Below are 26,826 nucleotides of genomic sequence, written 5' to 3' on the forward strand. Positions count from 1 at the left end.
GTTAAATAAGTGCGAGGTTTAAGACGCATGTCGATCATATTGTGGCTAGACAAGCAGCCTCATTTGATGGCTCAAAAATGGTACAGTCCACGCATGGGGCAGCCCAAGTAGATTGATTAAGGAGTGTGAGAATGCCACAACTCAGAACAACACTAGTGCAGGCTGATCAGCGTTGGGAAAATCCGGCAGAAAACAGAGGGCTGCTGGAAAAAATGCTGGGTGATCTGAGTAGTGATGAAACCGACCTGGTTGTGCTACCTGAAATGTTTGCTACAGGGTTTACCATGAACTCCCGCGCCATGGCCGAACCCATGGCAGAGAGTGCAACAGTGGCTTGGCTGCTTGAGCAAGCACAGCAGCGTGGTTGTGTGATGACGGGTAGTGTGGCGGTGGTGGAAGACGAGCGTTATTACAATCGGCTAATTTGGGCGCGACCTGACGGTAGCCTGACGTATTATGATAAGCGCCATCTGTTTCGTATGGCGGGTGAACATACACGTTATGCTATGGGGTTGCCGCGAGTGGTGGTGACGCTCAACGGGTTTCGTATTTTATTGACCGTATGCTATGACCTGCGCTTTCCCGTGTGGCTACGCCAGCGCCCTGTTGAGGGTGAGCACTTTGAATACGATGCCATGCTGTGTGTAGCGAACTGGCCGGCGGCACGCCGTCACCCTTGGCGTGTGTTGTTACAGGCGCGAGCCGTAGAGAACCTGTGCCCAGTGATTGGCGTTAATCGAGTCGGTGTGGATGTTAATGGTATGGAATATTCGGGCGACTCGATGCTGGTCAATATGAAGGGTGAGCCGTTGATTGATGCACCGCGTGACCAACCCTATATGCGTACCGGTGTACTGGACCTCGATGAGATCAATGCGTTTCGCGAAAAATTTCCGGCCTGGCAAGATGCCGACACGTTTTCGCTGCATGAGCCTTCTAATGAACAGGGAATTGAGTAATGCGTTTGGATCGTTTTGTCAGTGAAACCACTGAGCTGACGCGCAGCCTAGCTAAGCGCGCGATTATGCGTGAAGACGTATGGGTCAATGGCAAGCCAGAAAAGCGAGCGGCTCGACACCTGCAGGCTGATGATCAGGTCACGCTGAATGGGCAACCCTTATCCTTAGTTGGCTTGCGTTATGTGATGCTTCACAAGCCAGTGGGCGTTGAGTGTACGGCAAGACGTGCGCTGTATCCGCGCACGGTTGATCTGATTGACTTGCCGTTGGCGGAACGATTAAACCCTGTAGGTCGGTTGGATGTAGAAACATCAGGGCTGATTCTTATGACAGATGATGGTCAGTGGCTGCACCGAGTGACTTCACCTAAAAAAGCTCACCCCAAAGTGTATTTGGCGACGCTGGCGCGCCCGTTAGCTGGTGATGACGCCCAGGCTGCCATTGACGCCTTTGCCCTTGGTGTTGAACTTGAAAGCGATGAAGAGCCCACACGACCGGCAACTCTTGAGCTGATAGATGAGCACCATGCCAGGCTCACGCTTGTTGAGGGCCGCTATCATCAAGTGAGGCGCATGTTTGCTGCTATTGGCAATCATGTGGAGACGCTGCATCGCGCCTCGATTGGTCCGTTGGCGTTAGGCGAGCTAGCAGAAGGTCGCTGGCGTGAGCTGACTGAGCAGGAAGTTGCTAGCTTTTGATTATACTCTGGGTATTCGAATTAATGGGTTGATACGCGCGTTGGCGTTCAAAAGTAGATCTCAGGTGAACGCAAAATAGGGATTATCGTGAGACACACGACATTCCCGTCAAAGTGGCTCCAAGTTCCAGCCTTGTTCAGTAGCACGCAAGCGATCTGTGAGTCCTAGGTTTTCCAGAAATGAGTCATCATGCGACACCACGATTAACGTACCTTGGTAACTACGCAACATGATTTCCAAGGCCTGTACTGAGGGCAAATCAAGGTGGTTGCTCGGCTCATCAAGTAACAACAGTGGCGGTGGTGAGTCGGCGTAAAGCAGGCAAGCGAGAGCTCCCTTCAGGCGCTCACCGCCGCTCAGCGACCCGCTAGGTGTTGCTACCTTCTGCGCGTCAAGCCCTAGTTGAGCCAAACGCATACGTAGGTCGCCTTCAGTCGCTGTTCGATTGGCTAATTGTAACTGCGCTAGTACCGTCTTTTCCGGGGCTAGATTTTCTAACCGCTGATCCAGATAGGCGCTCTCGGGCGTTACCTTGGATACCCCAGCTAAGGGCGCAACTTGGCCTGCAAGCACGCGAAGCAACGTGGATTTACCACAACCGTTCGGGCCGACGACCCCGATACGCTGCTGCCCACTTAAGGTCAGGCTTATGGTACGGGTTGCCTCCGCTACGTACGGCAGCTCCACGCCATTCAAATCTGCCACGCGACGCTTTACAGCCTGCGTGATGGGTATGTCATGCAGGGTTATTTGCGACTGATCCTCAACTTGCTGTTCGGCTTCACGCACGCGTTGGTTGAGTTGTGCCCGACTGTTGGCTTGTTTCTGGCGCAGCGTACCCGACGATGTTTCGCTGCGCTCTTTCTGACGATCCAGCAAGATCTTGGCTTGATTGGCCTCCTTGCCTTGCCGGTTGCCGCGGGCTTGTCGTTGTTCCTGCCGTATACGCTGTTTTTGCATCGCCTGTTCCTGGCGTTGGCGTTCAAGCTTGCGCTCACCAAGGTGTTGTAGGGCGCTCTGTCGTTCGTGTGCCTTAGCCTCGGCGTAAAATGAGTAGTTGCCTCCATAACTGTGAATCCCCAGGGAAGACAATTCCACGATACGTTCCATGGATTCCAGTAATTGCCTATCATGGCTGATCACGATCAGCCCACGCGACCAGCGTTGTAGCTGTTCGATCAGCGCCTGTCGGTTCGGTCGGTCGAGATGATTACTCGGCTCATCGAGAATCAAGAAGTCTGCATCCGAGAGCATGGCACCCATCAGAGAAACTCGCATCGCCTCACCGCCGCTAAGGGTGCTGGCAGGCGTATCGGTTTCAAGGTGGCTCAAGTGATTGCGCTCAAGCTCATAGCGGAGCCGCTGGTGTATGTCCCAGTGATCTCCTACGGCCTCGAAATCCTTCGGTGCTGTACTGCCTGCCTCAATACGTGCTAGCGCATCCAGCATGTGCTTTACTCCCGCCAAGTCGGCCACTGTCGAGCCATCCGGATGCACCACTTGCTGGGCGAGGTAATGCACGCTGCCGGAACATTGGCAGTAGCCGGTGGTGGGTTGTAACCACCCGGCCAGAATATGTGCTAGTAACGTTTTACCGACACCGTTTCGCCCAACCATTCCTGTTGAGCGTCTATCGAATTGTTCGTTTACGTCAGAGAAAAGGGCTCTGCCGTCTGGCAGAACGTAGGACACGTCGTTCAGTACGAGATGGGGTTTCGTCATGCTTTAATCCAAAAATGCCAAGAACTCCCCTGCTATTGGGGCTGGTGGAGACTGGCCGTCATAGCAACGGCGGCATTAATGGCGCATTGGACGAATACCTCATATTGGCAGGAATAGGCTGATTATTTTACAAGCACTTGCAGAAATGGACAATGCAGTAATGTCAACGCATTAAACCAACAAACCGTGATTGGTGTGCCGGGTGAGCTCGTGCCTACAGAGTCGGTTTATTCATCATCTGAAGGTGGCCTCAGACTGGTGGGGGGCTTTGTATCTAAAAGGCCAGCCGCTTCCACCAGCGCGCGTGTATAGGGGTTACTGGGGTGGCTCAATACGTCTAGGCAGTTGCCGCTTTCTAGTACGTTTCCTTCTTTAAGCACCATCACGCGGTGCGCCATAGCGCGCACCACGGTTAGGTCGTGGCTAATAAATACATAACTCAGGCCGCGACGCGCTTGCAGATCACGTAATAGCTCAACGAGCTGAGCCTGTACGGTACGATCCAGTGCTGAGGTGGGTTCGTCGAGCACGAGAAGTTCGGGCTCAAGAATCAAGGCGCGAGCTACGGCGATGCGTTGGCGCTGGCCGCCTGAAAATTCGTGGGCATAGCGTGAGGCAACGTTGTCTGGCAGCCCAACTTCACGAAGCGTCGTGAGCACGCGTTGCTCGACTTCTGCGCGGGATAGCTCTGGATGATGAAAGTGAAGTCCTTCACTGACGATGTCAGCCACTGGCATACGTGGTGAAAGCGAGCCGTAGGGGTCTTGAAAGACAATTTGAAAGCGTCGCCGTTGGCGGCGAAGCGCCTCACCACTTAAGGTATCCAGGCGCTCACCATCGAAATGAATTTCTCCTTGGCTTGGTGTGAGCCGCAATAGTGCGAGCGCCAACGTCGTCTTGCCAGAGCCCGACTCACCTACCACGCCTAAGGTTTCACCTCGTCCTACATGCAGGTTTAGCGGTTGCAGTGCTTGAAATGCTGGCGGACGCTTTGCAAAAAGTCGCTTTGGCCGCTGAAAGTTGACCTCAAGCTCACGCAGCTCAAGCAGCGTATCGGTTGAGGTGGGCGGTGTGGGACGCCCGCTAGGGTCGGCATTCAATAGCTGGCGAGTGTAGCTGTTTTCGGGGTGCTGAAAAACGCGCTGTACGGTGCCGCTTTCCTGCTGTTGGCCGTTTTTCATGACACACACACGATGAGCGTGGCGGCGTACTAGGTTGAGGTCATGGGTAATTAGTAGGATGCCCATATTATGCGTGTCGCGCAGGTCATCCAGTAGAGCAAGAATGTCTTGCTGTACGGTAACGTCCAGGGCGGTAGTTGGCTCATCAGCAATCAGTAGCTCAGGACGATTGGCAATAGCCATGGCGATCATGACCCGTTGCCGCTGCCCGCCGGATAGCTGGTGTGGCCAAGCATCGAGCAGTTCATCAGGGCGGGGCAGCTGCACCTGTACCAGCAGTTCGTGACTTCGCTGACGAGCGGCCTGACCTGATAGCCCTTGATGAAGACGTAACGTTTCACCAATTTGACGACCAATCTTGTGCAGTGGGTTGAGCGAGGTCATCGGCTCTTGAAAAATAAAGCCGACCCGACGGCCAAGAATGCCCTGCCATTCGCGCTTGGTGAGTTGAGTGAGATCGGTGTCACCTAGCCAACGCTGGCCATAGATATTGGCGCTGCTAGGCAGCAGGTTTAAGGCCCCCAGCGCAGTGACCGACTTGCCTGAGCCGGACTCACCCACCAGCGCTAGGGTTTCACCACGCCAAACCTCCAGCGATAAGCTATCAACGACGGGTTTCTCACCAAAGGCAATATCTAGCTGATCTAGGCGTAATAGCGGAGATGCACTCAAGCTGCAGCCTCCTTGTCGTTGCTGTTTTCACCTGCGCCGTCAGTCAGCGGCACATGACGCGGGTCAAAGGCGTCGCGCAAGCCTTCGCCAATGAATACCAGCAGCGACAGCATGATCGCGAGGGTCATGAAGGCTGAGATGCCTAGCCAGGGAGCCTGCAGGTTATTTTTCCCCTGGGCAACCAGCTCACCCAGGGAGGGTTCGCCGGGCGGCAACCCAAAGCCTAAAAAGTCCAGTGCGGTGAGAGTGGTAATGGCACCGGTAAACAAAAACGGAATGAATGTCAGTGTTGCTACCATGGCATTAGGAAGCACATGGCGCCACATGATCAAGCGCGATGGCAGGCCGATGGCTTTGGCCGCCTTGACGTACTCTAAATTACGTGCGCGTAGAAACTCGGCTCGTACGATGTCTACCAAGCCAAGCCACGAAAATAGCAGCATGATGCCTAACAACCACCAGATATTAGGTTCGAACAGGCTGGCTAAAATGATCAGCAGAAACAGTACCGGCATGCCTGACCACACCTCAATAAGACGCTGGCCGATGAGGTCTGTCTTGCCGCCAAAATAGCCTTGTATTCCACCAACTAGTACCCCGAGAACCAATGAGCCGAGTGTTAGTGCTAACGCAAACATGACTGACAGACGGAAGCCGTAAATCACTCGGGCCATAACATCTCGGGCCTGGTCATCGGTACCCAGCCAATGGCGAGCGTTGGGTGGTGAGGGGGCAGGGTGGGTGAGCTGCATGTCCAGCGTATCGTAAGAGTAAGGAATCAGAGGCCATAGCATCCAGCCGCTGGTTTCAATTTCTTCTCGAATATAAGGGTCACGGTAATCGGTAGGTGTGGGCAGAAAACCGCCGAACGTTGTTTCTGGGTAGTCGATCAGTACAGGTACGTACCATTGCCCTTTATAGGACATAACCAGTGGTTTGTCGTTGGCAATGACTTCGGCCAGCAGGCTGATGACTAGCAAGGCGGAAAAAATAACCAATGACCAATGAGCGCGGCGGTTACCGTGGAAGACGGCCATTCGCCGACGTGCCATGGGGGACAGTTGGAGACGTGATTTTGCAAAGTGCATTTCAGGCCTCCCGGGTTGCAAAGTCGATACGCGGATCAATCCACATATAGGTCAAGTCTGAGACCAGTTTGAGCAGTAAGCCGATGAGTGTATACAGGTATAACGTGCCGAAAATGACCGGGTAGTCGCGGTTGATTACGGCTTCAAACCCCATCAGGCCCAGCCCGTTCAGTGAGAAAATCACTTCAATGAGCAGCGAGCCGGTAAAGAAAATACCAATCATTGCTGCAGGCAGGCCTGCGATAATGATCAGCATGGCATTACGAAACACGTGGCCATATAGCACTTGTTTATCGCTAGCGCCTTTGGCTTTGGCGGTTAATACGTACTGCTTGTGAATTTCGTCAAGAAAGCTGTTTTTGGTGAGCATGGTAAGTGTGGCAAAACTACCGATGGTCGAAGCCAGAACGGGCAGGGTGATATGCCAGAAGTAATCTTTGACTTTGCCCCATGTTGATAGTGAATCGAAGTCTGGTGATGTGAGTCCACGCAGCGGAAAAACATCCCAATAGCTACCGCCAGCAAATAGCACAATCAGCAGTATAGCGAACAAAAAACCGGGAATGGCGTAGCCAACAATAACCAAGCCGGAGGTCCAGACATCAAAGCGTGAACCATGTTGCATCGCTTTGCGAATGCCTAGTGGAATAGATATCAAATAAACCAGCAAGAGCGTCCACAGGCCTAGTGATATTGAAACGGGAAGGCGCTCCAGAATCATGACAGTGACTTTTTCACCGCTGATAAAGCTCTTGCCGAGATCGAAGCGAGCATAGTCCTTGAGCATGGAGAGAAAGCGCTCATGGGCGGGGCGGTCGAAGCCGAAGCGTTGTTCGAGGCGTTTGACGAACTGGTCTGATATTCCGTGTGAGTTGCTCGATGACGGCTCGCTGCTATTGGAGCTGCTGACAACGTCACCGCCACGTTGCAGGCGTGTACTGGAATCGCTGGACATGCCTTCAAATCGAGCCAGCATCTGGTCGACAGGGCCGCCAGGGGCTGCCTGAACAATTATGAAATTAAGCAGAAGAATCCCCAGCAGAGTGGGGATAATCATCAGCAAGCGACGCACTACATAAGCAGCCAAGTTGCTTCCTCGCTTAACGGCTGCGCTGACGTGCTTCGATACGCTCCGACTGCTGCGGATCGACCCACCAGGCGTCTAGGTCTATGCCGTATTCTGGATAAGGCTCCTGGCCAGCAAATTTGTCCCAAATCGCAATACGATTGTTACCTAGGTACCACTGAGGAATCACATGAAAACCCCATAGCAGCACACGGTCTAGTGCGCGAGTGGCGTCTTGCAAGGACTCACGAGAGTCAGCGGCAATCAGCGTGTCGACCAGCTCATCGACTACTGGGTCTTCAAGGCCGATTAGGTTACGGCTACGTGGCTGATTAGCGTATTCGCTGGCCCAGAATTCGCGTTGTTCATTCCCAGGGTTGTTGGACTGGCGAAACGAGCCCACGATCATGTCGAAATCAAAGTCACGTAAGCGGTTAAGGTATTGGCTGACATCCACCGTGCGCAGCTTACCTGTTATACCCAGGCGAGAAAGGTTGCGTAGCAGCGGCTGAACGACCCGCTCGAATGTGCTGTCATGTAGTAGCACTTCAAAGCGCAGTGGCTCGCCCGTGTCTTGGTGAACCAGCTCTCCGGCATTGTTGGGTGCATAGCCTGCGTCTTGTAACAGCGCCATGGCTTGGCGAAGGCGTTCGCGCATATCGTCGGGTTGGGCAATAGGTAACGGTGTGTTGAACACGTCGTCAGGCAACTGATCGCGATAAGGCTCCAGCAGTGCCAGCTCACCCCCTTCAGGCAAGCCGCTAGCGGCCATGTCGGAATGCTCAAAGTAACTTTGTGTGCGCTGATAGGCATCGTAAAAGAGGTTCTGGTTCAGCCAGTCGAAATCAAATACCAAGTTGAACGCTTGGCGTACGCGTTTGTCTTCAAATAGTGGGCGACGCTCGTTCATGACAAAAGCCTGCATGCCCGCTGGCTGGCCAGTTGGCACTTCGAGCCGTTTAACCAGGCCGTTACGTGTGGCCGGAAAATCATAGCCAGTTGCCCATTCACGGGCGCTGTTCTCGATGCGCATATCGAGATTGCCGGCTTTGAATGCTTCAAGTGCAACGGTATGGTCGCGGTAGTAGTCAAATATCAGCGTATCGATATTGTAACGCCCACGATTGACGGGAAGGTCTTTGCCCCAATAGTCATCGACCCGTTCATAAACAATACGTCGCCCAGGGTCTACATTAGCGATGCGATAAGGGCCGGAGCCTAATAAAGCATCGCGAGTCGGCACTTCAAAGTCACGATCTTGCCAGTAATGTGCAGGAAGTATCGGTAGCTGGCCAATGATCAGTGGCAACTCACGGGACTCGTTATCGCCCAGAGTGAAGCGCACCGTACTTTCATTCAGTGCGCTTACCTCTGTGACGTCAGCATAGTAAGCCCCATAAAACGGCTGGCCTTTTTCCGTCAGCGTAGTAAAGCTGAAGACCACATCGTCAGCCGTAATGGGTTCGCCATCATGGAAGCGGGCCTGGGGGTGAAGGTCGAATTCGACCCAGCTGCGGTCTGGTGCAAGCCGGATACCCTCAGCCAATAAGCCATACATGCTGAATGGCTCATCGGGGTTGGTGACCATCAAGGTGTCGTAAATACTGCTGAGCCCTACAGCTTGTGTACCTTGAATAATGAAAGGGTTGGTCGAGTCGAAACTACCAATAGCGGCACGTGCCAAGCTGCCGCCCAACGGCGCGTCAGGGTTAGCATAGGGAAAGTGTGTAAAGTCTTCGGCTAATGCCGGTTCGCCATACAGCGATAGTCCATGGCGAACCGGTACATCCTCAGATGCACTGGTAAGCGCAGAGGTGAAACAAAGTGAGAACATCAGTAGGGCGGTTGAACGCATGGCGCAAACTCCTTCTGCAAACCTCGGGCGTCAGGCCTATATGATTATTCTGACGTTGTGAGTTGTTGTCCAGGTTGTAACGTGGCGTTATGACGAATGCCGTTCCAACGTGCCAAGTCTATTGGAGAAACGGCGTGACGCGATGCAATACGACTCAACGTATCACCGCGCTGAACGACATGGATAGCATCAGAGACAGTCTGAGAGGCGGGTACCTGCTGATTAAGTGCAGCAACCAAAAGTGGCTGGCGCTCTACCGGAACCTGTAGCTCACGAACTTGCCGTGGGTGCGCGGTATGACTCTTGAGACCGGGGTTAAGTTCTGCCAGCTGTTGCGAGGTGATGCCTAAGTGTTTGGCAGCAGTATCGAGCGTCAGTGGGGCCGTCACTTTAACACTGGCAAAGGTGGGCGTGGTGTTTATTGCTGGTAGGTCGATACCGTATTTTTCGGGATCGTTGATGATGGATGAAATAGCCAGCAATTTAGGCACGTAGTCCATGGTTTCTGACGGTAGGGCTAAGTCCCAGTAGGTTTCGCCGTTACCTTGGGCAGTCGCGGCGCGACGCGCTTTATTTACCGTGCCAGCCCCAGCGTTATAAGCCGCCAACGAAAGTTCAAGATCACCCTCGTACCACTGCTCGGCCTGAAGCTCGATGTAATCGAGTGCGGCTCGAGTGGAATTCACCACGTCTAAGCGGCCATCCCAACTGCGAGAACGCTGCAGGCCTAGGGCGTCACCGGTACGCGGCATTATTTGCCATAACCCAGCGGCTCCCATGTGGCTTTTTGCATTAGGGTCAAAGGCGCTTTCAACAAAGGGCAGCAACGCGATTTCACTGGGCAGACCGCGAGCTTCGACTTTTTGAATGATCCAACCCAGCCAAGGCCTAGCGCGCTCGCTGATCATGGCAATGTTGCGAGGACTTTCCAGATAGCGGTTGATCCAGTAGCGCACTCGCTGCTCACCCGCTTGGTTTTCCCATGTTTCTTGCCATGCAAAGCCACTGCGAAGGCGTTCCCAGGCATCCGTTGATTCGACTTCCAGCTCGCTCCAGAGTGTGGTCTGAGGACTATTAACACTGCCAGCGCTGTAAGTAGTAGTTGGTGGAATAGTGTGCTGGGTTGAAACGGAGGCCAAGCCATCGAAAGAGGTGGCCATTAACGCGCTGGTAAGGCTTAGGGTGCCGGCAAGACCGAGCAGTCGGCGGCGCTGATAAAAGGTCATTCATGTCTCCAGAAATCGGTCTTGCGCAATTTTTCTTGCTGAGCTTTGGTGTAGCTGAGCTTTGGTGTAAATGGCATTGATACTGAGGTTAATCAGTGATCAAAAACTGTCTTTCCAAGTACGTAACGTAGCAAAAGTCGCCAGTTCGCTGCTGGTATCCCCTTGTGCAGACGCTGTTTGCTGCACATCAGCCAAGTGGCAGCGCAGAAACGGATTGATTCGACGCTCGCGCTCCATACTGCTGGGCAGGGTTGGGCGGTTGAGTTTACGCATTCGGCGGCATTCCGCCAAGGCATGCTGTACATCTTTATTTTTTGGGTCAGCGGCTGAGGCGAACTCAAGGTTAGATAATGTGTACTCGTGGGCTGCAAAAACCAAGGTATCATCGGGCAGTGCTGTAAAGCGTGATAGCGCGCTATGCATCTGTTCGGGGCTGCCTTCAAACAGCCGGCCACAGCCAGCGCTGAATAGCGTGTCTCCGCAGAACAGCATGGCAGGAATGCCACGTGTGAAAAAAGCGATGTGGTCGAGAGTGTGGCCAGGCACTTCGATCACTTCAAACAACCGACCTAGCATGCGTATGTCATCGCCATCACCAACATGCTGGTCAATATTGGCGATCTCTGAATTATGTGGGCCAATGACATGTGGCGCATAACGCTCGACAAGCTCGGGCAGACCGCCAGTATGATCCGCATGATGGTGAGTGATGAGCACACTGGCGAGGGTCAGGTTTTCGGCGTCAAGGGCCGCGATGACCGGTGCCGCATCGCCGGGGTCAACGACACAGACTTCTCGCTGCGAGTCTTGACGCAGCATCCAGATATAGTTGTCATGAAAGGCTGGAATCGGTGTCACGCTCAACATGATAGGCTGTTCCTTGCGCGGACTTCAGTCACTGGTGGCAGCGCTAAATTTTCCATGGGGTTTTTCGTAAAAAAATATGAACGAGTCATTTGTAACGTCACGACTGTGAAGAGAAGCCTGCATCATGTCAAATTCGCTGGAGCGACAGCCTGTGGTTAGGCAAGTACAGAAAGGGCGCGAGTTTTGGTCGTCAGCCCGTGGCTGCGCGCTACAGAAGGCTGAGCGGGCTTGCCTGGGGCCTGTGTCGGACCGCTGGTTCGGGCATCATGGGCTTGAGCTTGGGCTGGGCGCTCAGCTGGCAAATATTTGCTCCGTGCAGCATCTCATGTATTGGGTGCCGTGTGCTGAGCTGGCTGAAACAGCAGAGAGCTTGGTGTGCCACCCTGACACGCTGCCATTGCCAGACGGTTGTCTGGATCTGGTGTTGATTCACCACCTGCTTGAGGTGACGGCAGAGCCACACAGAGTTTTACAAGAAGCCACTCGGGTGTTGGCTGATGATGGCAACTTAATTATTTTCGGCTGGTCGCCGTTGTCGCCGTTGGCTCTTGCAAAACGGCTGCCAAAGCGGCGGAGTGAGCTTTCCAGCCAAGAGCGGTGGCGGGCCCCGAAACAGCTGGCAGAGTGGTTGGCGTTTGTTGATTTTGACGTGCAGCGGGTAGACTACTGCGGTTTTCGACTGCCTAGCCGGCGTGAAAGTAACAGCAGTCTGGAGGCTTTTGGGCGACGTCATAATTTGCCGTTCGGGGAGTGTTATATGATCCACGCACGACGACGTTCACTGCTGATTTTGCCGAATCGTAACAAGTTAGTGTTTGGTAAACCTTTGGTTGGCCGAGCGCTCAACGGTTCGGCTGGGCTCAGCAAGCAGCTTGAGCAGACAACTAACGACAGGAATTGAGTGATGGGTGTTAACGCCACTGACAGCCTGCAGAGTGAGCAGCTTAGTGAAGTGACAATTTATACCGATGGTGGTTGTCGTGGAAACCCAGGGCCGGGCGGCTGGGGTGTGTGGTTATGTTGGGGGGATCATGAAAAGTCCTTGAAAGGTGGCGAGCACAATACGACGAATAATCGTATGGAGCTGATGGCGGCCATTCAAGCGTTGCGCGCGCTCAAGCGACCTTGCAAGGTGGAACTGTGGACGGACTCAGAGTATGTCCGCAAAGGAATTACGGAGTGGATTCATGGCTGGATTAAGCGTGGCTGGAAAACAGCAGCCAAAGCGCCAGTTAAAAATGCTGACCTGTGGCAAAGCCTGTTAGAAGAAACTCAGCGCCATGAGGTGGAATGGCACTGGGTAAAGGGCCATAGCGGTGTGGCAGGTAATGAAAAAGCCGACAGTTTGGCTAACGAAGCGATTGATGAGTTGCGTTAGTTTCGAGCAACTACTTGTTTTAACTTAGCGTTATCGTAATGAATATCATCGGCACCAGTGAATAGCGAGACCGAGCATGCGTCAAATTATTTTAGATACAGAGACTACAGGTATCGATCCTCGTGCAGGGCATCGCCTAATTGAAATTGGTGCGGTTGAGATGGTTAATCGCCGTCTGACGGGTAACACCTACCACCAGTACATTAATCCTGAGCGTGAGATAGAAGCTGAAGCCATGGCGGTGCATGGCATCACGAATGAGCGGGTAGCCAATGAGCCACTGTTTGCTGAAATCGCAGATGCATTTTGGCGCTTTATTGAAGGTGCTGAACTTATCATTCATAACGCCCCTTTTGACGTGGGGTTTATTGATCATGAGACCCAGAAACTTAACAGCGTGCGCGGTGAGCCGGTTTTAGGGCCAGTTGCTGACCGGTGTGATGTTGTTGATACGTTAACAATGGCGCGAAAAATGCACCCTGGGCAGCGCAATAGCCTAGATGCCTTGTGTAAGCGTTACGCCATCGATAACGGCCACCGCGTATTGCATGGTGCGTTACTGGATGCCGAGATTCTGGCTGATGTCTACCTCGCCATGACAGGGGGGCAGACGACGCTCATGCTAGATAGCCGTGGAGAGGACTCTCAGTACGATGGCTCAGGTGGTGCGTCGAATGGTTTTTCGGTTAGGCGGTTGCCAGCAGGGCGTGATCGCTTAAGCGTGATTGCGCCGGATGCTGCTGAATGGCAGGCCCACCTCGATAAACTTGAGCATATTCGTAAGGTCGCAGGTGAGTGTCAGTGGGACCGGCTGGAGAGCCAGGGCCAAGAAGCGGAGAGCCATTGATGCTACGCCGTGAATTACCAATGAAAGAAACGGCTGGACGGCTGATGCTGCTTAATCAAGGGCGTTTGGCTATGGCGCAGGATGACACGCCGCTGTTTCCCCGCTGTAGCTGGGATGAGGATGTCCAACCGCTTTGTTGGTGGAATGATGAGCCCGTGGGGCTGCTCAGTATTGATACGGATAATGCCACGTCTGAGGTGTTGCATAATAGCCTAGCGCGTTGCGAGTGGCTGGATGGTCGGGCTTGGATGGCCAAGCTGCCTGAGTCTTGGTTCCCGTTGTTGTCAACTGCATTGCAGGTTGGGGCGTGGCTTGCTAATCACCGCTTTTGTGGTCGCTGTGGTGTGCCAGCATCACGGCTGAATCATGAGTTTGCGATGCACTGTGATAGTTGTGGTCATCGTAACTATCCGCGTATTTCACCTTGCATCATTACATTGGTGACGCATGGTGAGTCTCTGCTACTGGCTCGTAGTCCACGCTTTCGTCCTGGTCAGTATTCAACACTGGCCGGCTTTATTGAGCCAGGAGAGTCAGCAGAGGAGGCGGTGCACCGTGAAGTTTATGAAGAGGTCGGGCTGTTTCTTGGTGAAATGCGTTATTTCCGAAGCCAGGCATGGCCGTTTCCGCATGCCTTGATGCTGGGCTACTTTGCTGAAGCGGCAAGCCGACGCATTCGTATCGATCAGCGAGAAATTAGCGATGCTGCCTGGTTTTCGCCACGCACCTTGCCTCGGCTGCCGCCACCGTATTCAATCTCTAGAGCGTTGATTGAGACTCACCTGGCCAAGTTGAAAGACCAGTAACGCGTTGATGCAGCCCTTATCAGGGGCTGGGGAACAGTGAGGTCAATTGTGTCGCTAGCATAACGTTACCAGTTGCCTTGATTTTGCCGGTCATAAAAGCGGTCATACCGTTGACCTCGCCTGTCATCAAGCCCTTTAGCACGTCAGTGGACATCGTTAAGCTCACTGACGGGTCATCGTGTTCGCCTTCAGCGACGTCTAGGCTGCCGTCTTTGATGATCAAGTGATGATCGCCCTTGTCGGTGAAATGGAACTGGAAAACTTCATCCATGCCTTGAGCTGCATCAGGGTTGAAACGCGCTTTCAGGCTATCAAGAGTGTTGTCAGACATTATGTTGGTTCGCTTTGTCGATGGTGGTGTATGACGGATAATCAGCAAGAAGCTGGTAGAAATTCAGCCTATTTCAAACAACTGTTTAATTCAAGCATTCGACGTGCCGAGTGTTGTATCAGCAGGTCTTGAGGAGAGAGTGATGAGTGAGGCATTGCAAGAGCTGGCGATGTTTTTTGTCCAGTTGGTATTGGTTGCTGTCGTCGTCGGGGTTTTGGCAAGTCATTTATTACGGCGCCGTGATGATGGGGGCGCGCCAGGGAAATTGCAGTTAGACGATCTCAATGCTCAGTATGATCGGCGACAAAAGCAATTGGAAAAAAGCGTAGAAAATCAGGAAAAATCCGAGGGTTGGCGCAAGCTCACGTCCTGGTTGAAAAAGCGAAGAAATCACAATAACTCACAAAATATGAATCAGGCTGAAGACGAGGCGGAAGCACGCGTCTGGGTGCTAGATTTCAACGGTGATATGAAAGCGAGTAGTGCCGGGCGGTTGGGCGAAGAAATTAGCGCACTGCTTGGTGTTGCTAGCTCTAATGATGAAGTTGTGTTGAGACTTGAGTCTCCCGGTGGGCTGGTGCATGCCTATGGGCATGCCGCCGCTGAGCTTGATCGCCTGAAACAAGCGGGAATATCGACTACCGTTTGCGTTGACCGTGTTGCAGCCAGTGGCGGCTATCTGATGGCATGTGGGGCCGATAAATTGATCGCAGCGCCTTTTGCCGTTCTGGGCTCTATTGGCGTGATTGCCCAAGTGCCAAATATCCACCGGTTGCTCAAGCGCCACGATATTGACGTAGAGCTTCATACTGCCGGACGCTATAAGCGTACGCTGACATTGATGGGTGAAAACGATGAGGCAGGAAGGGAGAAGTTCCAAGAAGATCTGGAGGTCGTACATCAGCTCTTCAAACGTTATGTGGCCGAGCGTCGGCCTGCGCTAGATATAGAGCAAGTGGCTAGTGGCGAAAGCTGGCATGGTTCGGATGCGTTGTCGCTAGGGTTGATTGACGAGCTGGGAACCAGCGAACAATACTTAATCGATAAGCTTAACAATTCTCGAGTGACAGCGGTTCGACTGGTAGAGCGCTCAACGCTGGCATCACGGCTTGGGATGGCAGTATCGTTAGGTGTGGAACGGGGAGCCCAACGCGTCATAGAAAGCCTGGATGCCAGCGGTTGGCATAAGCGTTAGCCTGTTATTAGCTATCTTGGGAACTGTGCCTGTCGTCCAGGTCAAGAGGCTCAAGGTCTAGGTTTGCCAGTGTGCCGATGATGACCCGCGCTAAATCACCCTTCAGCGAATAGTAGATCGTCTGGGATTCGCGGCGTGTGTTGACTAGATTATCACGTCGCAAAATGGCGAGGTGCTGAGAAAGGGCGGATTGACTGATAGTGATCCGCTGATTGATCTCGGTGACTGACAGCTCTTCGGTACACAGCAGTTCAAGCACTCGCAGGCGGTTATAGTTAGCCATTGCCTTCAAAAGGGTAGTGGCTTTACTTAGCGACTCAGTGCCAAGTGTTTCTGATGGTGTTGTCTGGGGGTGGTTCATTTTTGATGTGACTCCGCCACGGTAAAGCGATTGATTTTTACTGGCTAATTATAACAAAAAGAAATAAGGCGTGGCCTTGTTTTTGCGCTCTGCCCGCAAATATTACTGCAATGTGAAACATCTTTCCGTTTATATATCGTTTAATGAAATTTCGGCCCTAGCTGCTTGCGTAGGTGTGACAAATTGTCAACAAACTTTATTTTCTAGAGCGCTGGGTTGCTGATAGGAAACTCCTGAAACAGCGGGCTTGACAGCGTCAGTTCAGCACGCCTCCTTACGTGCGACAAAGAATTTTTACTCTAGTTCATTTGTCTTATCTTTGCCTTAAGTATGACGACGTATGTGCAGCATTGTTCTAGAGTGTCAACAATCTGGCGTCTCTACATATGTTTAACTTACCTGGCGGATTGTCATGAGTACTTATCTAAGTGAGTTTCAACGTTCTACGGAGCATCCCGAGGCATTTTGGGGTGAGCAGGCTAAGCGTATTCCCTGGCTGAAAACGCCACAGACGATACTTGAGTACGATGACCAAGGACATGCGCGCTGGTATGTCGATGGTGAGCTGAATCTTTGCCATGTCGCTATTGACCATCATGTTGAAAATGGTCGTGGCGATCAGCCGGCTATTTATTGGGATTCGCCGGTAACGAACAGTAAGCGTGCGTTGAGCTATTCGGAGGTTAAAGATCAGGTATCACGTTTCGCTGGGGTATTGCGCGGGCTAGGTGTAGAGAAAGGCGATCGGGTGGTGATCTATATGCCCATGGTGCCCGAAGCGCTGGTGGCAATGTACGCTTGCGCGCGTCTAGGCGCTGTTCACTCGGTTGTATTTGGTGGCTTTGCGCCGAACGAGCTGGCGATGCGTATTGATGATGCTGAACCTGTTGTTGTGGTGGCAGCCTCCTGTGGCGTGGAAGTAGATCGCGTCCTGCCCTACAAGCCATTCGTAGATGAAGCGATCAATCTGAGTACCCATAAGCCTACGGCAACGGTCGTTTTTCAGCGCGAGCAATGCATCGCTGAGCTGGGAGACAACGACCATGACTGGGCTACGTTAATGGGTGATGCTGTGCCTGCTGATTGCGTGCCTGTGGCCGCAACTGACCCGCTCTACATATTATATACCTCTGGCACCACCGGTAAGCCTAAAGGTGTAGTGCGTGACACTGGGGGGTATGCGGTAGCGCTTCACTATTCCATGGAAAATATTTATGCCATGCAGCCGGGGGAGGTGTTCTTCTCCGCTTCTGATGTGGGCTGGGTGGTCGGTCATTCTTTTATTACTTATGGGCCGCTAATTAGGGGCTGCACCACGATAGTTTACGAAGGCAAACCGGTGCGAACCCCAGATGCGGGAGCTTTCTGGCGACTTATCTCTGAGTATCAGGTTAAGGGATTTTTTACGGCACCGACCGCATTTCGTGCCATAAAAAAAGAGGACCCAGATGCCAAGCTGTTGGAACAATATGATATTTCTTGCTTGCAGACGGTGTTTTTGGCTGGTGAGCGCCTCGATCCGCCGACCTTCCACTGGCTGGAAGACTTGCTGCCGGTGCCGGTTGTGGACCACTGGTGGCAAACTGAGACTGGCTGGCCAATTGCGGCCAATCTTCAGGGCCTTGAGGCAATGCCAGCAAAGGCCGGTTCGGCAACAGTGCCGGTGCCTGGCTATCAGGTGAAAATACTCGATCGTAACGGTGAGCCAGTTCAACCCTGTGAGCAGGGAAGTGTCGTGATTGCGCAGCCGTTGCCTCCAGGTTGCCTGGCTGGGCTGTGGCAGGATGCAGAGCGTTTCCAGAATTCCTATATGCGAGCGTATCCTGGCCATTACTTGACAGGTGACGGAGGCTATCTGGACGAGGATGGCTATCTCTTTATCATGGGACGGACGGACGATGTCATTAATGTCGCGGGGCATCGTCTTTCTACCGGTGAAATGGAAGAGGTGTTGGGTGAGCACCCTGCAGTGGCGGAGTCAACGGTGATCGGGATTCAAGATGCGCTGCGTGGTCAGGTGCCTGTAGGCATGGTCATACTCAAGGATGGTTTCGACGGCGATGCTGTTACGCTGGAAAATGAACTGATTGAGTGCGTGCGTGCCAAAATTGGCCCTATCGCGTGTCTTCGCCAGGTGCTGATCGTGGACCGTTTGCCTAAAACACGCTCCGGCAAGATACTGCGCAAGCTGTTGCGCACTATTGCAGATGGTGAAGCGTACGGCGTGCCTTCTACTATTGATGACCCGGCCAGCATAGAAGATATTCACACTGCCATGAAAGAGCGTGATATTGGCTTGTCTAATCAAGCCAAAATGGCGTGAATCTCACGTAGTTTCTGAAAAGCGCTGTTCATTTTGAACGGCGCTTTTTCATGGGCTGTGTTCATGGGTTGTGGCGACTGGTGAGCCGTACAGGGTGGAATGAACTTGGCATTTGGCTGAGTAGGCAGGGATGCGTATACTGTCGCGCTTGTATCATACGTATGACACTTGACTCCCGAGGGTTCCCTCACCCCTCTGCAACCAAAAAGGAAGCAATAATGTTGGCTGTTTCAGATAGACAGGCGCGCCGCTGTTTGGTGTTGCTGGTATGTTTTCATATTGCTGTTATTGCTGCCAGCAATTACTTAGTCCAGATTCCTTTCACGCTGTTTGGCGTACATACCACATGGGGCGCTTTCAGCTTTCCCTTCATCTTCTTGGCAACAGACCTGACTGTTCGCGTGTTTGGTAAAGACGCAGCAAGGCAGATTGTATTCAGGGTTATGTTTCCGGCGCTTATCGTCTCTTATGGCGTGTCGGTTATCTTTCCTCAAGGCAGCTTTGCGGGGGTTAACGCGTTGGGGCACTGGAATGTCATCGTCGGGCGTATCGCACTAGCCAGCTTTGTTGCCTACGGTATTGGGCAGCTACTGGATATTACGGTTTTTGATCGTTTGCGTCGGCTTCGCGCTTGGTGGGTAGCACCAGCGTTATCGACTGTTCTAGGTAATCTGGCCGATACCATGGCGTTTTTTTCGGTGGCTTTTTACGCTAGCAGTGACCCGTTCATGGCAGCCAACTGGTTGCAGATTGCCTGGATAGATTATGCCGGCAAGCTAGTCATCAGCTTGGTGTTCTTTTTGCCGCTGTATGGCATTGTGCTGAACTGGTTGAGTCGCCGCTTGGCGGGTATTAACGGCGGCACTTTGTTAATTCATAGCTGATTCTTTTTTCCACTTTGTGAGAGGAAGTGCCATGAGTGTAGTACTGACGCATACCGATACGGGTGGTGACGGTTCGCCACTGATCATTATTCACGGTTTATTTGGTAGTCGTGATAACTGGCGGTCGCATCAGCGCTACTGGCAAAGCAGCCACCGAGTCATCGCAGTGGACCTGCGAAATCATGGTGCTTCACCGCATGTGGCCGGTATGAGTTATGCCGCCATGGCTGAAGATGTACTGGTAGTGATGAACAGTCTAGGCATCGAAAGTGCGCATCTGCTGGGGCACTCCATGGGGGGTAAAGTTGCCATAAGTTTGGCGCGTTTGTTTCCTGAGCGTGTTCGTTCGCTGATAGTGGCCGATATTGCACCGGTAGCCTATGACCACCATGGTCATGAGGATGTTTTTGCTGCACTGAACCGTGTCGCGAAGGCGAACCCTGCCGGGCGTTCCGAGGCCGATGCCTTGATGGCTGAGGATGTCTCGGAACGTGCTGTTCGCTTGTTTCTGGCAACTAATTTGGTTCGTAGCGAGGAAGGTGGCTTGTGTTTGCGAATAGGCCTAAAAGAAATAGAAGCCGGTTACAGCGATATTATTGGCCTTCCTGCAGGGGAAGGCGCGTTTGATGGGCCAGCGCTGGTTGTGCGTGGTGGACGCAGCCCTTATGTGTCTGATGAGAACCTTTCCGCGGTGTATGACGTGTTACCCCAGGCACGCCTCGTTACGTTGGATGGCGCGGGTCACTGGCTACATGCAGAGCAGCCTGACGCTTTTCAGCGCAGCATAGATGATTTTCTCGCTCGTTAATCGCGCATCAAGGAAGGGGTGAGTGTGGTGCGCTGGGGTCAATCGCTAGATGCTCTGGCGCGGTTGCTTTATTGATGATGCCACTATCCAACAGGTATTGCTCGAAGTCTGCATAGCGTCCTTGTGACAGGGCCCCTGGGCTCAGGCTTAACCGGGCGCGGACTTCAGGCCACGCCTGCTGATTGTATCGGCTATCTATTTTCGGCTCGGCGCTGGTCAGTAATTCCCAGCTTTCCTCAGGGTGATCAAGGATCCATGCGGTTGCTTCTTCAAGCGCTTTCACAAAATGGCGAATAGCATTTTGTTGTTCGTCTTGGCGGTCACGGTTAGCAATAACGATTAGCCCGTCATGCAGCGGAATGCCTAGATCTGTCATGGAATAAGCGCGTGTTGCCAACCCCTCGCTGGCTAAAACCGCTACCGTTTGGTGCTGCATGGCACCGATGATGGCATCGATGCGCTCTTCACGAATATCATTTTCAGCGAGAAAGTGAACCTTGCGGTCTTCAACTTGCTCTGGGCGCATTTCCAGGTGGTTAAGTAATGCGGGTAACAGAACCTGTTTGCTGTCACGATCGAAATAGCCAACTCGCGCTCCATTGAGTTGGTTAAGGTCATCGAGTGCTGATGGGTTGACCAGCAAAAAAGATAACGGCAGCCGAATCAGGCTGGCAATACGGATGACGGGCTTTCCTTCGTTAACCAGTAAGTGCAATAACGGCTGACGTGTTAGAGCTAAGTCGACTCGACCCGCAATTAGTAGCTTGGCCGGTGCCTCAGGATCTGCCGGGGTCAGCAATTCGACGTCTAATCCATGCTGTTTGAATAGCTCACGCTGTTGCGCGACGAACAGGGCGGCATGACGAGGGCTTGGGTACCAGTCAAGCATAACGGTAAGTCGTTGAGTCGGGGGGGCAGCCAATGGCTCTGCAGGGCCAATAACACTATTGGGTGCGGCCGACACGGCGGTATAGGGTATTGCCTGGGAGGATGTTATTTCAGCCAGCGGTGCTGCTGGGCTGAAAGTATCGCTATGTTGTTTCAACCATTGCTGAACGGTGCTTAAAACCCAATGGTGAGTATTCAATGTGTGGATTACTGGAGCGACTGGCGAATCTTTAATATTTTCAATGGTCTTATTTGGCAGTTTGTCTCGCGTGAGAGTGGTTTGATCGGAAGATTGCGATTGGGCGCTCGCTGGCTTAGCCAGAGATTCGGCTAGGGAGGCAATAATTTCAAATTGTTGATTTATTTCTTGCTTGTTTGTGGTGCCGTCCGCATGCACCAGCCCCGTGCTTAGCCAGCCGGTGGCCAGTAGCACAATAAACCAAGCAGGGGATGGTGAAAGCATGGCGGTAACTCCGCTAGTAAAGAAACACTGATTAACAATTAGGCAAGTTTAGTGGGGCAAGCAGCTCCTGACTAGTCTCAGCGATGCAGCTAGCTTAATCGGTCGATTATCGCCGTGTTGTGCTCAGCGTGCGATAATCACGGGACTTTTTATTGGCAGGATGTCATGGATACGATCAACAGCCTCTTTCTTCTCAGCGGTTTTCTAATCGCGTTGAGTATTTTTGCTAGTAGGCTTTCGACCCTTGTCGGAGTACCTCTGCTGCTCATCTTTCTGGGGCTTGGCATGCTTGCCGGTGAAGAGGGGCTGCTTGGCATCCAGTTTGATAACTACGATCTGGCATTTGGTATTGGCCACTTGGCACTGGCAATGATTTTGCTTGATGGTGGTCTGCGTACCCGGCTTAAAACGTTCCGAGTAGGATTTCGTCCGGCCTTGGTGCTGGCGACTGTTGGCGTACTTATCACTACTGCCATAGTGGGTGCTGTGGCAATGTTTTTGTTTAACCTTACGCTGTTTGAAGGCCTTTTGGTTGGCGCTATTGTCGGTTCGACGGATGCTGCAGCAGTGTTTTCAATGCTTGGTGGAAGTGGCGTTAATCTGAATGAGCGGGTAAGTGCGACACTTGAGATTGAGTCGGGCACTAACGACCCGATGGCTATTTTTCTTACCGTCATGCTGGTGGAGCTGTTGACCGGTGAAATCGGCTCTCCTTTAGAAACCTTATTGTTTTTTATCCGACAGTTCGGGCTGGGGGTGCTAATTGGTATTTCAGCGGGCTGGTTAATTGCTCGTATTATCAGCTGGATGGATTTGGCGCCAGGCCTTTATTCTTTGTTGGTGCTGGCGCTAGGCTTCTGTGTCTTTGGTATTACCAGTGTGCTGGGCGGTAGTGGTTTTCTGGCAATCTATTTGGCAGGCCTGATGATTGGTAATCGCTCGGGTCGTCATTTGAATTTCATATTGCCGGTGCATGACGGTTTTGCTTGGCTTAGTCAGATAGGTCTTTTTTTGGTACTGGGCATGTTGGTGACACCGAGCAAGATGCTGGACTACGCGCTGCCGGCACTACTGGTCTCAATAACACTCATTCTGTTTGCTCGTCCGCTAGCGGTAATTCTTACCATCAAGCCATTTTTCCGCTTTCGCTGGCGGGAAGTGATCTTTATTTCTTGGGTTGGGTTACGTGGGGCGGTGCCGATCGTTCTGGCTATTTTCCCCGTGATCGGTGGCGTTACGCACTCTGAGCTGTATTTCAATGTGGCTTTCTCGGTCGTGTTCTTGTCGCTGCTGATTCAGGGTGGGTCGCTTTCCTGGGTGGCTAAGAAGCTGAAAATGATCGTTCCAGCAACGGCGGAACCGGATCGACGAGGGCCGCTAGGTATTCAGGCTGATAACGATTACGAAATGTTCGTTTATAAAGTGCAGAACAGTGAGCTTGAAGAGGCGCTGATTCGCCAACTGTATTTTCCGTCCGGCGCGCTGATTGCCTCATTGTTTCGCAATGGGGTTATGTTGCATCCGAAAGGAAATACGGAGCTGCAGCGGGATGATGTATTGTGTGTGATAGGCCGAACAGACGATCTTCCCGCGTTGAACCGCCTATTTAATGGCGATGCCATACTTAAGCAGGAGCGTGCTTTTTTTGGCACCTTTACGTTTGATGGTGATGTATTGATGGGGGATGTCAGCGACACGTATGGCCTGACACTGAGCCCCAGTGAGCGAGATATGACCGTGGCAGAATTCATTTCGCTGCGTGTTGGTGGGTATCCCGTCATAGGTGATGATGTGGACTGGCACGGCATTCACTGGGTTGTCAGCGAGATGGACGGCAATCGAGTGACGCGAGTTGGGCTTCGTCTGTACTAAAGGTTCGATTGAAAAAACGTTGAAGCAGAAGGGCCCCTATACAAACGCTAGGGCCCTCGTTTCTACCACATGGCGGGAAAAGGCGCCTAATTAGCTCTTGTTACTGATCTGTTTGTAGATAAATAACACGATCAGTGCGCCAAGCACAGCAATGCCAATGCTGCCCAAATTCAGGCCATTAACAGAACCAAAGCCTAAACGGGTGCTGATGAACCCCCCGACGACGGCGCCAATGATCCCCAGTACCATGGTCATGATAAGTCCGCCACCGTCTTTGCCCGGCATGATGAATTTTGCTAGTGCCCCAGCTAATAAGCCAAGAATAATCCATGCAAGTATGCCCATCTGATCCTCCTGATCGAAAGTTTAGGTAATTCGCGAATGAAAAGTCGCATACTTTTGACTGAAAACCAATAGCTCGACGTTGCCTTCAGGGCAGGTTTTGCGTGAAAGTCACGTAAAGGAGAAAAGAAAGGAGGTCGGGACACACACAAGAGCGGGCTAGCAGGGCGAGCTAAAAAAAGCCCGCCAGTCATAGACTAGGCGGACTCAAAATAAATAGGTGGCGGAGGGACAGGGACTATCTGATTATCAACGCAAGCTGTTGAATGTGTTGACGTACGGCCATTTCATGCTATTTTGGAACAAATCATTGGTACAAAATGGCAAAAATAAAATGGCAAAAAACCTCATCCTAAAAGGGTCTACTTGGCATGTTCGACTAGTGCTACCTGCCGATGTTCGTCATGTTTTTGGCAACCGTAGCCAGCTAACAAAATCTCTGAAGACGGGGAGCAAAGGAGAGGCAAATGTTAGGAAGCTACCTTTTTTATCTGAATGGAAAACTAAAATTGAAAAAGCCAGAAATGGAGTAAGTGCTACTGAGTTTGAGGAAGAGCTTAATAAACAAAAGCAGGCTAGCGAAACGATTGATGGAATTTTCGAGTCTATGATGCTGGATCACATCAAAGGTGAAAAACTTTTTACTAAAGAAATGGCTCTTCATTTTATCAAACTTTTCGATAAAGATATTTCAGATATATTTAAAAATGATCCAGAAAAAAACAAAGAATGGAAGAAAAGGTTTTATGAGTTTGGTGATAGGTTCTATCGCTTTGACAAAGAGAAGCAAGATATAGAGCTTGTTGTAGATTTTTTGAAAGCGGTTAAAGAGTTTTCAGCTATAAAAACAAAATATATATCTAAGAAGTATGGGTATAATAAAAATCAGTACAAAGAAATAGGTTACGTTTTTAAAAACCCAAGAGATTATTCCTTAAAATCGCCTTTTACGAACAAAAGGCTTGACTTATTCGCTAAGCATCAAGTTGAAATAAAAGGTTTGGCACAAAAAACAGTTGATTCTTTCATTTCCAAACTTAAGGTGTTAAAAAAATATCTTGAAGTTAATGATATTGATTTATCATTTGACAGCTACCATCAATTTTTAGACAGTCTGGATGTGAGCACAAAAACAAAGAAAAACCATATTCATGCCGGTTCAAGTTTTCACAAGTGGGCTTCAAAGTATGATAAAGACTATAAAAACCGATACGACACAAGAGACAATCCTTTCCTCGGGCATGAGTTGCCAAATGACAAAAAGAAAGGCAAGAAAAAAGAAGAGAAGCGACTAGCCTTCAAAGCCGAAGAATTGAAAAAGCTGTATGATTTCGCTATATTGAAGCGAAAGCACCAGGTGGCTTATGCTATCAAAATAGCGGGTTTAACGGGCTGTCGTATAGAAGAGGTATGTAGGCTCACAAAAAATCATATCGTGTCTGAAAATGGGGTTTTAAGCCTATATATAGATGAAGGTAAGACAGATGCGAGCATTAGAAAAATTCCGATTCATCCAAATTTGAAACCGCTTGTTGATCAGCTGGTGAAAAATGCCGATTCCGATAACTATTTAATACATACACCGGGCGGGAATAAATACGGAAGACGTTCCGATTCAGTTAGTAAAGCATTCGGTCGCATCAAGAAAGAGATGGGCTATGATGCTCGCCATGTATATCATAGCATTCGCAAGACAGTTATCACGTCATTACAGCACAACGATGTTAAGCCTCTCGTGATTGCATCAATAGTTGGTCATGAAACCGGCACAGTGACGTTCGATATATATAGCGATGGTGCGAGTGCAAAACAAAAGCTCGATGCTATAAACACACTTCCAGCCATCTAAATATTAGTGTGTTATAATGTATATGACACCATGTAATGGTGGACTTACTCCACCTTGGCAAGCCAAGGTCGCACTTCGTGCGGTAAGTTTTCGCTAAAGCGAAAAGAAACCCCGAGGAAAAAGGGAAATAATAAAGGAGGGCCAAGGAATGGCTGTTTATGCGATATTAAGAACAAAAAAATTAAAAACGGTTCAAGATGTAGCGGGAAGCGGTTCTCATGTTTTCAGGTTGAGAGAAACCCCTAATGCAGACTCGAAACGAAAAAAAGAAAATAAAATATTAGTAAGTATAGAATCAAACTTATTACATCAGCTTGTTAATTCAAGAATTGAGCAGGGACTGAATGAAAAAGCAAAGGTTAGAAAAGACAGTGTACGAGCCATAGAGTTCATACTTACAGCATCACCCGAGTGGTTCGAGAAGGCTACCAAAGAACAATTTGAAGAGTGGCAGGAGGCTAACATTGACTGGCTAAAACTTAAGTATGGAGAAGATAATCTTGTAAGTGCTGTGCTTCATCTTGATGAGCAGACACCTCATATACATGCCCATGTAGTCCCAGTAACGGCTGATGGCAGGCTTTCGGCTAAGGATTTGATAGGTGGCACAAGAGCCAGGCATCGACAGCTTCAAAGCGATTATGCGAAGGCCATGGAAGATCTCGGATTAGAAAGAGGTTCAGAAAAAAGCATCGCTAAGCATCAAGACATCAAAGCTTATTATAATTCAGTAAATAAAGCTAAAAACGAAAAAATAAAAATGCCGAAAATAGAGGAACCGCCTAGGTTCGTCGGAAGAGAAAGATACACAAAAAAATTACGAAAACGTATAAAAAGTATTTTGATACAAGCAAGGTACTGGAAGCATGAGTATTTAAGGCTAGAAGGAAACTCTAACTCAAAAGCAGTTGAGCAAGCAGAGAAAAAGAGAAGAAATACAGAAGTAAAGGTCAGAAAATTGTCTGAAATGTACAATAATCTATTAGATAAAAACCAGAAAATAACTACTGAATACTATGAGTATAGAGAGAAAAAAAAGAAAGAGATGTCAGAGATAAACAATGCTAATGAAAGATTGAAAGAAAAAAATAGATTACTGAATAAGAAAACTAGAAGGAGGCAGGATAAAAGTCTTTCAATTTGAA

24 protein-coding genes are annotated in these 26,826 nt (G+C 50.9%); 13 read left to right on the forward strand and 11 right to left on the reverse strand.

Annotated features, from left to right (window positions below; genetic code table 11):
* Positions 1 to 131 precede the first annotated feature (131 nt).
* On the forward strand, positions 132 to 959 hold the full coding sequence (locus H616_RS0107445; RefSeq protein WP_027966801.1) for an amidohydrolase: 828 nt from the start codon (positions 132 to 134) through the stop codon (positions 957 to 959).
* Complete coding sequence (locus tag H616_RS0107450) at positions 959 to 1,657, forward strand: pseudouridine synthase (protein WP_027966802.1); 699 nt, start codon at positions 959 to 961, stop codon at positions 1,655 to 1,657. Before H616_RS0107445 ends, H616_RS0107450 begins: the two co-directional genes overlap by 1 nt.
* A gap of 108 nt (positions 1,658 to 1,765) precedes the next feature.
* Here the strand turns inward: H616_RS0107450 and H616_RS0107455 are convergent, their stop codons facing one another.
* The 7 genes from H616_RS0107455 to gloB all read right to left on the reverse strand — a co-directional run bounded on the left by H616_RS0107455 (position 1,766) and on the right by gloB (position 11,334).
* Positions 1,766 to 3,379: an ABC-F family ATP-binding cassette domain-containing protein gene (locus H616_RS0107455; protein ID WP_027966803.1), complete on the reverse strand. Its 1,614-nt coding sequence runs from the start codon at positions 3,377 to 3,379 to the stop codon at positions 1,766 to 1,768.
* Positions 3,380 to 3,606: 227 nt separating this feature from the next.
* Positions 3,607 to 5,232 (reverse strand): ABC transporter ATP-binding protein, encoded by a 1,626-nt coding sequence (locus H616_RS14450; protein ID WP_051234070.1) that lies wholly within the window; start codon positions 5,230 to 5,232, stop codon positions 3,607 to 3,609.
* Positions 5,229 to 6,320: an ABC transporter permease gene (locus H616_RS0107465; RefSeq protein WP_027966804.1), complete on the reverse strand. Its 1,092-nt coding sequence runs from the start codon at positions 6,318 to 6,320 to the stop codon at positions 5,229 to 5,231. Before H616_RS0107465 ends, H616_RS14450 begins: the two co-directional genes overlap by 4 nt.
* A 1-nt stretch (position 6,321) precedes the next feature.
* Entirely contained in the window at positions 6,322 to 7,407 is a 1,086-nt protein-coding gene (locus H616_RS0107470; protein ID WP_027966805.1) for a microcin C ABC transporter permease YejB, read from the reverse strand.
* A 13-nt stretch (positions 7,408 to 7,420) separates the two neighbouring features.
* Positions 7,421 to 9,241, reverse strand: a complete 1,821-nt coding sequence (locus H616_RS0107475; protein WP_027966806.1) for an extracellular solute-binding protein — start codon at positions 9,239 to 9,241, stop codon at positions 7,421 to 7,423.
* Between the two features lie 44 nt (positions 9,242 to 9,285).
* The gene (locus H616_RS0107480; protein ID WP_027966807.1) at positions 9,286 to 10,467 is read right to left on the reverse strand and encodes a transglycosylase SLT domain-containing protein; all 1,182 of its coding nucleotides are present in this window, start codon (positions 10,465 to 10,467) and stop codon (positions 9,286 to 9,288) included.
* A gap of 99 nt (positions 10,468 to 10,566) precedes the next feature.
* Positions 10,567 to 11,334, reverse strand: a complete 768-nt coding sequence (gene gloB / locus H616_RS0107485; protein WP_027966808.1) for a hydroxyacylglutathione hydrolase — start codon at positions 11,332 to 11,334, stop codon at positions 10,567 to 10,569.
* A gap of 124 nt (positions 11,335 to 11,458) precedes the next feature.
* Between gloB and H616_RS0107490 the strand changes: the two genes are divergently transcribed.
* The 4 genes from H616_RS0107490 to nudC all read left to right on the forward strand — a co-directional run bounded on the left by H616_RS0107490 (position 11,459) and on the right by nudC (position 14,365).
* Positions 11,459 to 12,235, forward strand: coding sequence for a class I SAM-dependent methyltransferase (locus H616_RS0107490; RefSeq protein ID WP_027966809.1), 777 nt, complete (start codon positions 11,459 to 11,461; stop codon positions 12,233 to 12,235).
* A 3-nt stretch (positions 12,236 to 12,238) separates the two neighbouring features.
* Positions 12,239 to 12,712, forward strand: a complete 474-nt coding sequence (gene rnhA, locus H616_RS0107495) for a ribonuclease HI (protein WP_035572738.1) — start codon at positions 12,239 to 12,241, stop codon at positions 12,710 to 12,712.
* A gap of 76 nt (positions 12,713 to 12,788) precedes the next feature.
* Positions 12,789 to 13,559, forward strand: a complete 771-nt coding sequence (dnaQ, locus tag H616_RS0107500; protein ID WP_027966811.1) for a DNA polymerase III subunit epsilon — start codon at positions 12,789 to 12,791, stop codon at positions 13,557 to 13,559.
* Positions 13,559 to 14,365 (forward strand): NAD(+) diphosphatase, encoded by an 807-nt coding sequence (gene nudC / locus H616_RS0107505; protein ID WP_027966812.1) that lies wholly within the window; start codon positions 13,559 to 13,561, stop codon positions 14,363 to 14,365. The genes dnaQ and nudC overlap by 1 nt, the downstream gene beginning before the upstream one ends.
* Positions 14,366 to 14,384: 19 nt before the next feature.
* On the opposite strand, the gene H616_RS0107510 is transcribed toward nudC, so the two are convergent.
* On the reverse strand, positions 14,385 to 14,696 hold the full coding sequence (locus H616_RS0107510; protein ID WP_027966813.1) for an SCP2 sterol-binding domain-containing protein: 312 nt from the start codon (positions 14,694 to 14,696) through the stop codon (positions 14,385 to 14,387).
* A gap of 142 nt (positions 14,697 to 14,838) precedes the next feature.
* Between H616_RS0107510 and sohB the strand changes: the two genes are divergently transcribed.
* Positions 14,839 to 15,891, forward strand: a complete 1,053-nt coding sequence (sohB, locus tag H616_RS0107515; RefSeq protein ID WP_027966814.1) for a protease SohB — start codon at positions 14,839 to 14,841, stop codon at positions 15,889 to 15,891.
* A 7-nt stretch (positions 15,892 to 15,898) separates the two neighbouring features.
* On the opposite strand, the gene H616_RS14455 is transcribed toward sohB, so the two are convergent.
* A complete protein-coding gene (locus H616_RS14455; RefSeq protein WP_051234072.1) occupies positions 15,899 to 16,252 on the reverse strand; it encodes an ArsR/SmtB family transcription factor in 354 nt (117 codons plus the stop codon).
* A 412-nt stretch (positions 16,253 to 16,664) separates the two neighbouring features.
* On the opposite strand from H616_RS14455, the gene H616_RS0107525 reads away from it, so the two are divergent.
* The 3 genes from H616_RS0107525 (at position 16,665) to H616_RS0107535 (ending at position 20,267) form a co-directional block, all read left to right on the forward strand.
* On the forward strand, positions 16,665 to 18,575 hold the full coding sequence (locus H616_RS0107525) for a propionyl-CoA synthetase (RefSeq protein ID WP_027966815.1): 1,911 nt from the start codon (positions 16,665 to 16,667) through the stop codon (positions 18,573 to 18,575).
* Between the two features lie 218 nt (positions 18,576 to 18,793).
* Positions 18,794 to 19,459, forward strand: coding sequence for a 7-cyano-7-deazaguanine/7-aminomethyl-7-deazaguanine transporter (locus H616_RS0107530; RefSeq protein ID WP_027966816.1), 666 nt, complete (start codon positions 18,794 to 18,796; stop codon positions 19,457 to 19,459).
* A 31-nt stretch (positions 19,460 to 19,490) separates the two neighbouring features.
* Positions 19,491 to 20,267 (forward strand): alpha/beta fold hydrolase, encoded by a 777-nt coding sequence (locus H616_RS0107535; RefSeq protein ID WP_027966817.1) that lies wholly within the window; start codon positions 19,491 to 19,493, stop codon positions 20,265 to 20,267.
* Between the two features lie 7 nt (positions 20,268 to 20,274).
* Here H616_RS0107535 and H616_RS14460 read toward each other — a convergent pair whose 3' ends face one another.
* Positions 20,275 to 21,618 (reverse strand): ABC transporter substrate-binding protein, encoded by a 1,344-nt coding sequence (locus H616_RS14460; protein ID WP_051234074.1) that lies wholly within the window; start codon positions 21,616 to 21,618, stop codon positions 20,275 to 20,277.
* 165 nt (positions 21,619 to 21,783) lie between these two features.
* Here H616_RS14460 and H616_RS0107545 point away from each other — a divergent pair, with 165 nt between their 5' ends.
* Positions 21,784 to 23,490 carry a potassium/proton antiporter gene (locus tag H616_RS0107545; protein ID WP_027966818.1) on the forward strand — a complete coding sequence of 569 codons (1,707 nt, stop codon included), beginning with the start codon at positions 21,784 to 21,786 and terminating at the stop codon, positions 23,488 to 23,490.
* Between the two features lie 90 nt (positions 23,491 to 23,580).
* On the opposite strand, the gene H616_RS0107550 is transcribed toward H616_RS0107545, so the two are convergent.
* Positions 23,581 to 23,835, reverse strand: coding sequence for a GlsB/YeaQ/YmgE family stress response membrane protein (locus H616_RS0107550; RefSeq protein ID WP_027966819.1), 255 nt, complete (start codon positions 23,833 to 23,835; stop codon positions 23,581 to 23,583).
* A 286-nt stretch (positions 23,836 to 24,121) separates the two neighbouring features.
* Between H616_RS0107550 and H616_RS0107555 the strand changes: the two genes are divergently transcribed.
* Both H616_RS0107555 and mobV read left to right on the forward strand, forming a co-directional pair.
* Positions 24,122 to 25,681 (forward strand): tyrosine-type recombinase/integrase, encoded by a 1,560-nt coding sequence (locus H616_RS0107555; protein ID WP_156906432.1) that lies wholly within the window; start codon positions 24,122 to 24,124, stop codon positions 25,679 to 25,681.
* Positions 25,682 to 25,829: 148 nt separating this feature from the next.
* Positions 25,830 to 26,825, forward strand: coding sequence for a MobV family relaxase (mobV, locus tag H616_RS15210; RefSeq protein WP_051234076.1), 996 nt, complete (start codon positions 25,830 to 25,832; stop codon positions 26,823 to 26,825).
* Position 26,826 lies beyond the last annotated feature (1 nt).

The sequence above is a fragment of the Halomonas halocynthiae DSM 14573 genome (assembly GCF_000425725.1).
Lineage (GTDB): Bacteria > Pseudomonadota > Gammaproteobacteria > Pseudomonadales > Halomonadaceae > Halomonas > Halomonas halocynthiae.

What these genes read in the sequence shown, in the direction of transcription:
- H616_RS0107445 (WP_027966801.1), top strand. Translation starts at nt 132, where the DNA reads ATGCCACAACTCAGAACAACACTAGTGCAGGCTGATCAGCGTTGGGAA.
- H616_RS0107450 (WP_027966802.1), top strand. Translation starts at nt 959, where the DNA reads ATGCGTTTGGATCGTTTTGTCAGTGAAACCACTGAGCTGACGCGCAGC.
- H616_RS0107455 (WP_027966803.1), bottom strand. Translation starts at nt 3,379, where the DNA reads ATGACGAAACCCCATCTCGTACTGAACGACGTGTCCTACGTTCTGCCA.
- H616_RS0107465 (WP_027966804.1), bottom strand. Translation starts at nt 6,320, where the DNA reads ATGCACTTTGCAAAATCACGTCTCCAACTGTCCCCCATGGCACGTCGG.
- H616_RS0107475 (WP_027966806.1), bottom strand. Translation starts at nt 9,241, where the DNA reads ATGCGTTCAACCGCCCTACTGATGTTCTCACTTTGTTTCACCTCTGCG.
- H616_RS0107480 (WP_027966807.1), bottom strand. Translation starts at nt 10,467, where the DNA reads ATGACCTTTTATCAGCGCCGCCGACTGCTCGGTCTTGCCGGCACCCTA.
- gloB (WP_027966808.1), bottom strand. Translation starts at nt 11,334, where the DNA reads ATGTTGAGCGTGACACCGATTCCAGCCTTTCATGACAACTATATCTGG.
- H616_RS0107490 (WP_027966809.1), top strand. Translation starts at nt 11,459, where the DNA reads ATGTCAAATTCGCTGGAGCGACAGCCTGTGGTTAGGCAAGTACAGAAA.
- rnhA (WP_035572738.1), top strand. Translation starts at nt 12,239, where the DNA reads ATGGGTGTTAACGCCACTGACAGCCTGCAGAGTGAGCAGCTTAGTGAA.
- dnaQ (WP_027966811.1), top strand. Translation starts at nt 12,789, where the DNA reads ATGCGTCAAATTATTTTAGATACAGAGACTACAGGTATCGATCCTCGT.
- nudC (WP_027966812.1), top strand. Translation starts at nt 13,559, where the DNA reads ATGCTACGCCGTGAATTACCAATGAAAGAAACGGCTGGACGGCTGATG.
- H616_RS0107510 (WP_027966813.1), bottom strand. Translation starts at nt 14,696, where the DNA reads ATGTCTGACAACACTCTTGATAGCCTGAAAGCGCGTTTCAACCCTGAT.
- sohB (WP_027966814.1), top strand. Translation starts at nt 14,839, where the DNA reads ATGAGTGAGGCATTGCAAGAGCTGGCGATGTTTTTTGTCCAGTTGGTA.
- H616_RS14455 (WP_051234072.1), bottom strand. Translation starts at nt 16,252, where the DNA reads ATGAACCACCCCCAGACAACACCATCAGAAACACTTGGCACTGAGTCG.
- H616_RS0107525 (WP_027966815.1), top strand. Translation starts at nt 16,665, where the DNA reads ATGAGTACTTATCTAAGTGAGTTTCAACGTTCTACGGAGCATCCCGAG.
- H616_RS0107530 (WP_027966816.1), top strand. Translation starts at nt 18,794, where the DNA reads ATGTTGGCTGTTTCAGATAGACAGGCGCGCCGCTGTTTGGTGTTGCTG.
- H616_RS0107535 (WP_027966817.1), top strand. Translation starts at nt 19,491, where the DNA reads ATGAGTGTAGTACTGACGCATACCGATACGGGTGGTGACGGTTCGCCA.
- H616_RS14460 (WP_051234074.1), bottom strand. Translation starts at nt 21,618, where the DNA reads ATGCTTTCACCATCCCCTGCTTGGTTTATTGTGCTACTGGCCACCGGC.
- H616_RS0107545 (WP_027966818.1), top strand. Translation starts at nt 21,784, where the DNA reads ATGGATACGATCAACAGCCTCTTTCTTCTCAGCGGTTTTCTAATCGCG.
- H616_RS0107550 (WP_027966819.1), bottom strand. Translation starts at nt 23,835, where the DNA reads ATGGGCATACTTGCATGGATTATTCTTGGCTTATTAGCTGGGGCACTA.
- H616_RS0107555 (WP_156906432.1), top strand. Translation starts at nt 24,122, where the DNA reads ATGCTATTTTGGAACAAATCATTGGTACAAAATGGCAAAAATAAAATG.
- mobV (WP_051234076.1), top strand. Translation starts at nt 25,830, where the DNA reads ATGGCTGTTTATGCGATATTAAGAACAAAAAAATTAAAAACGGTTCAA.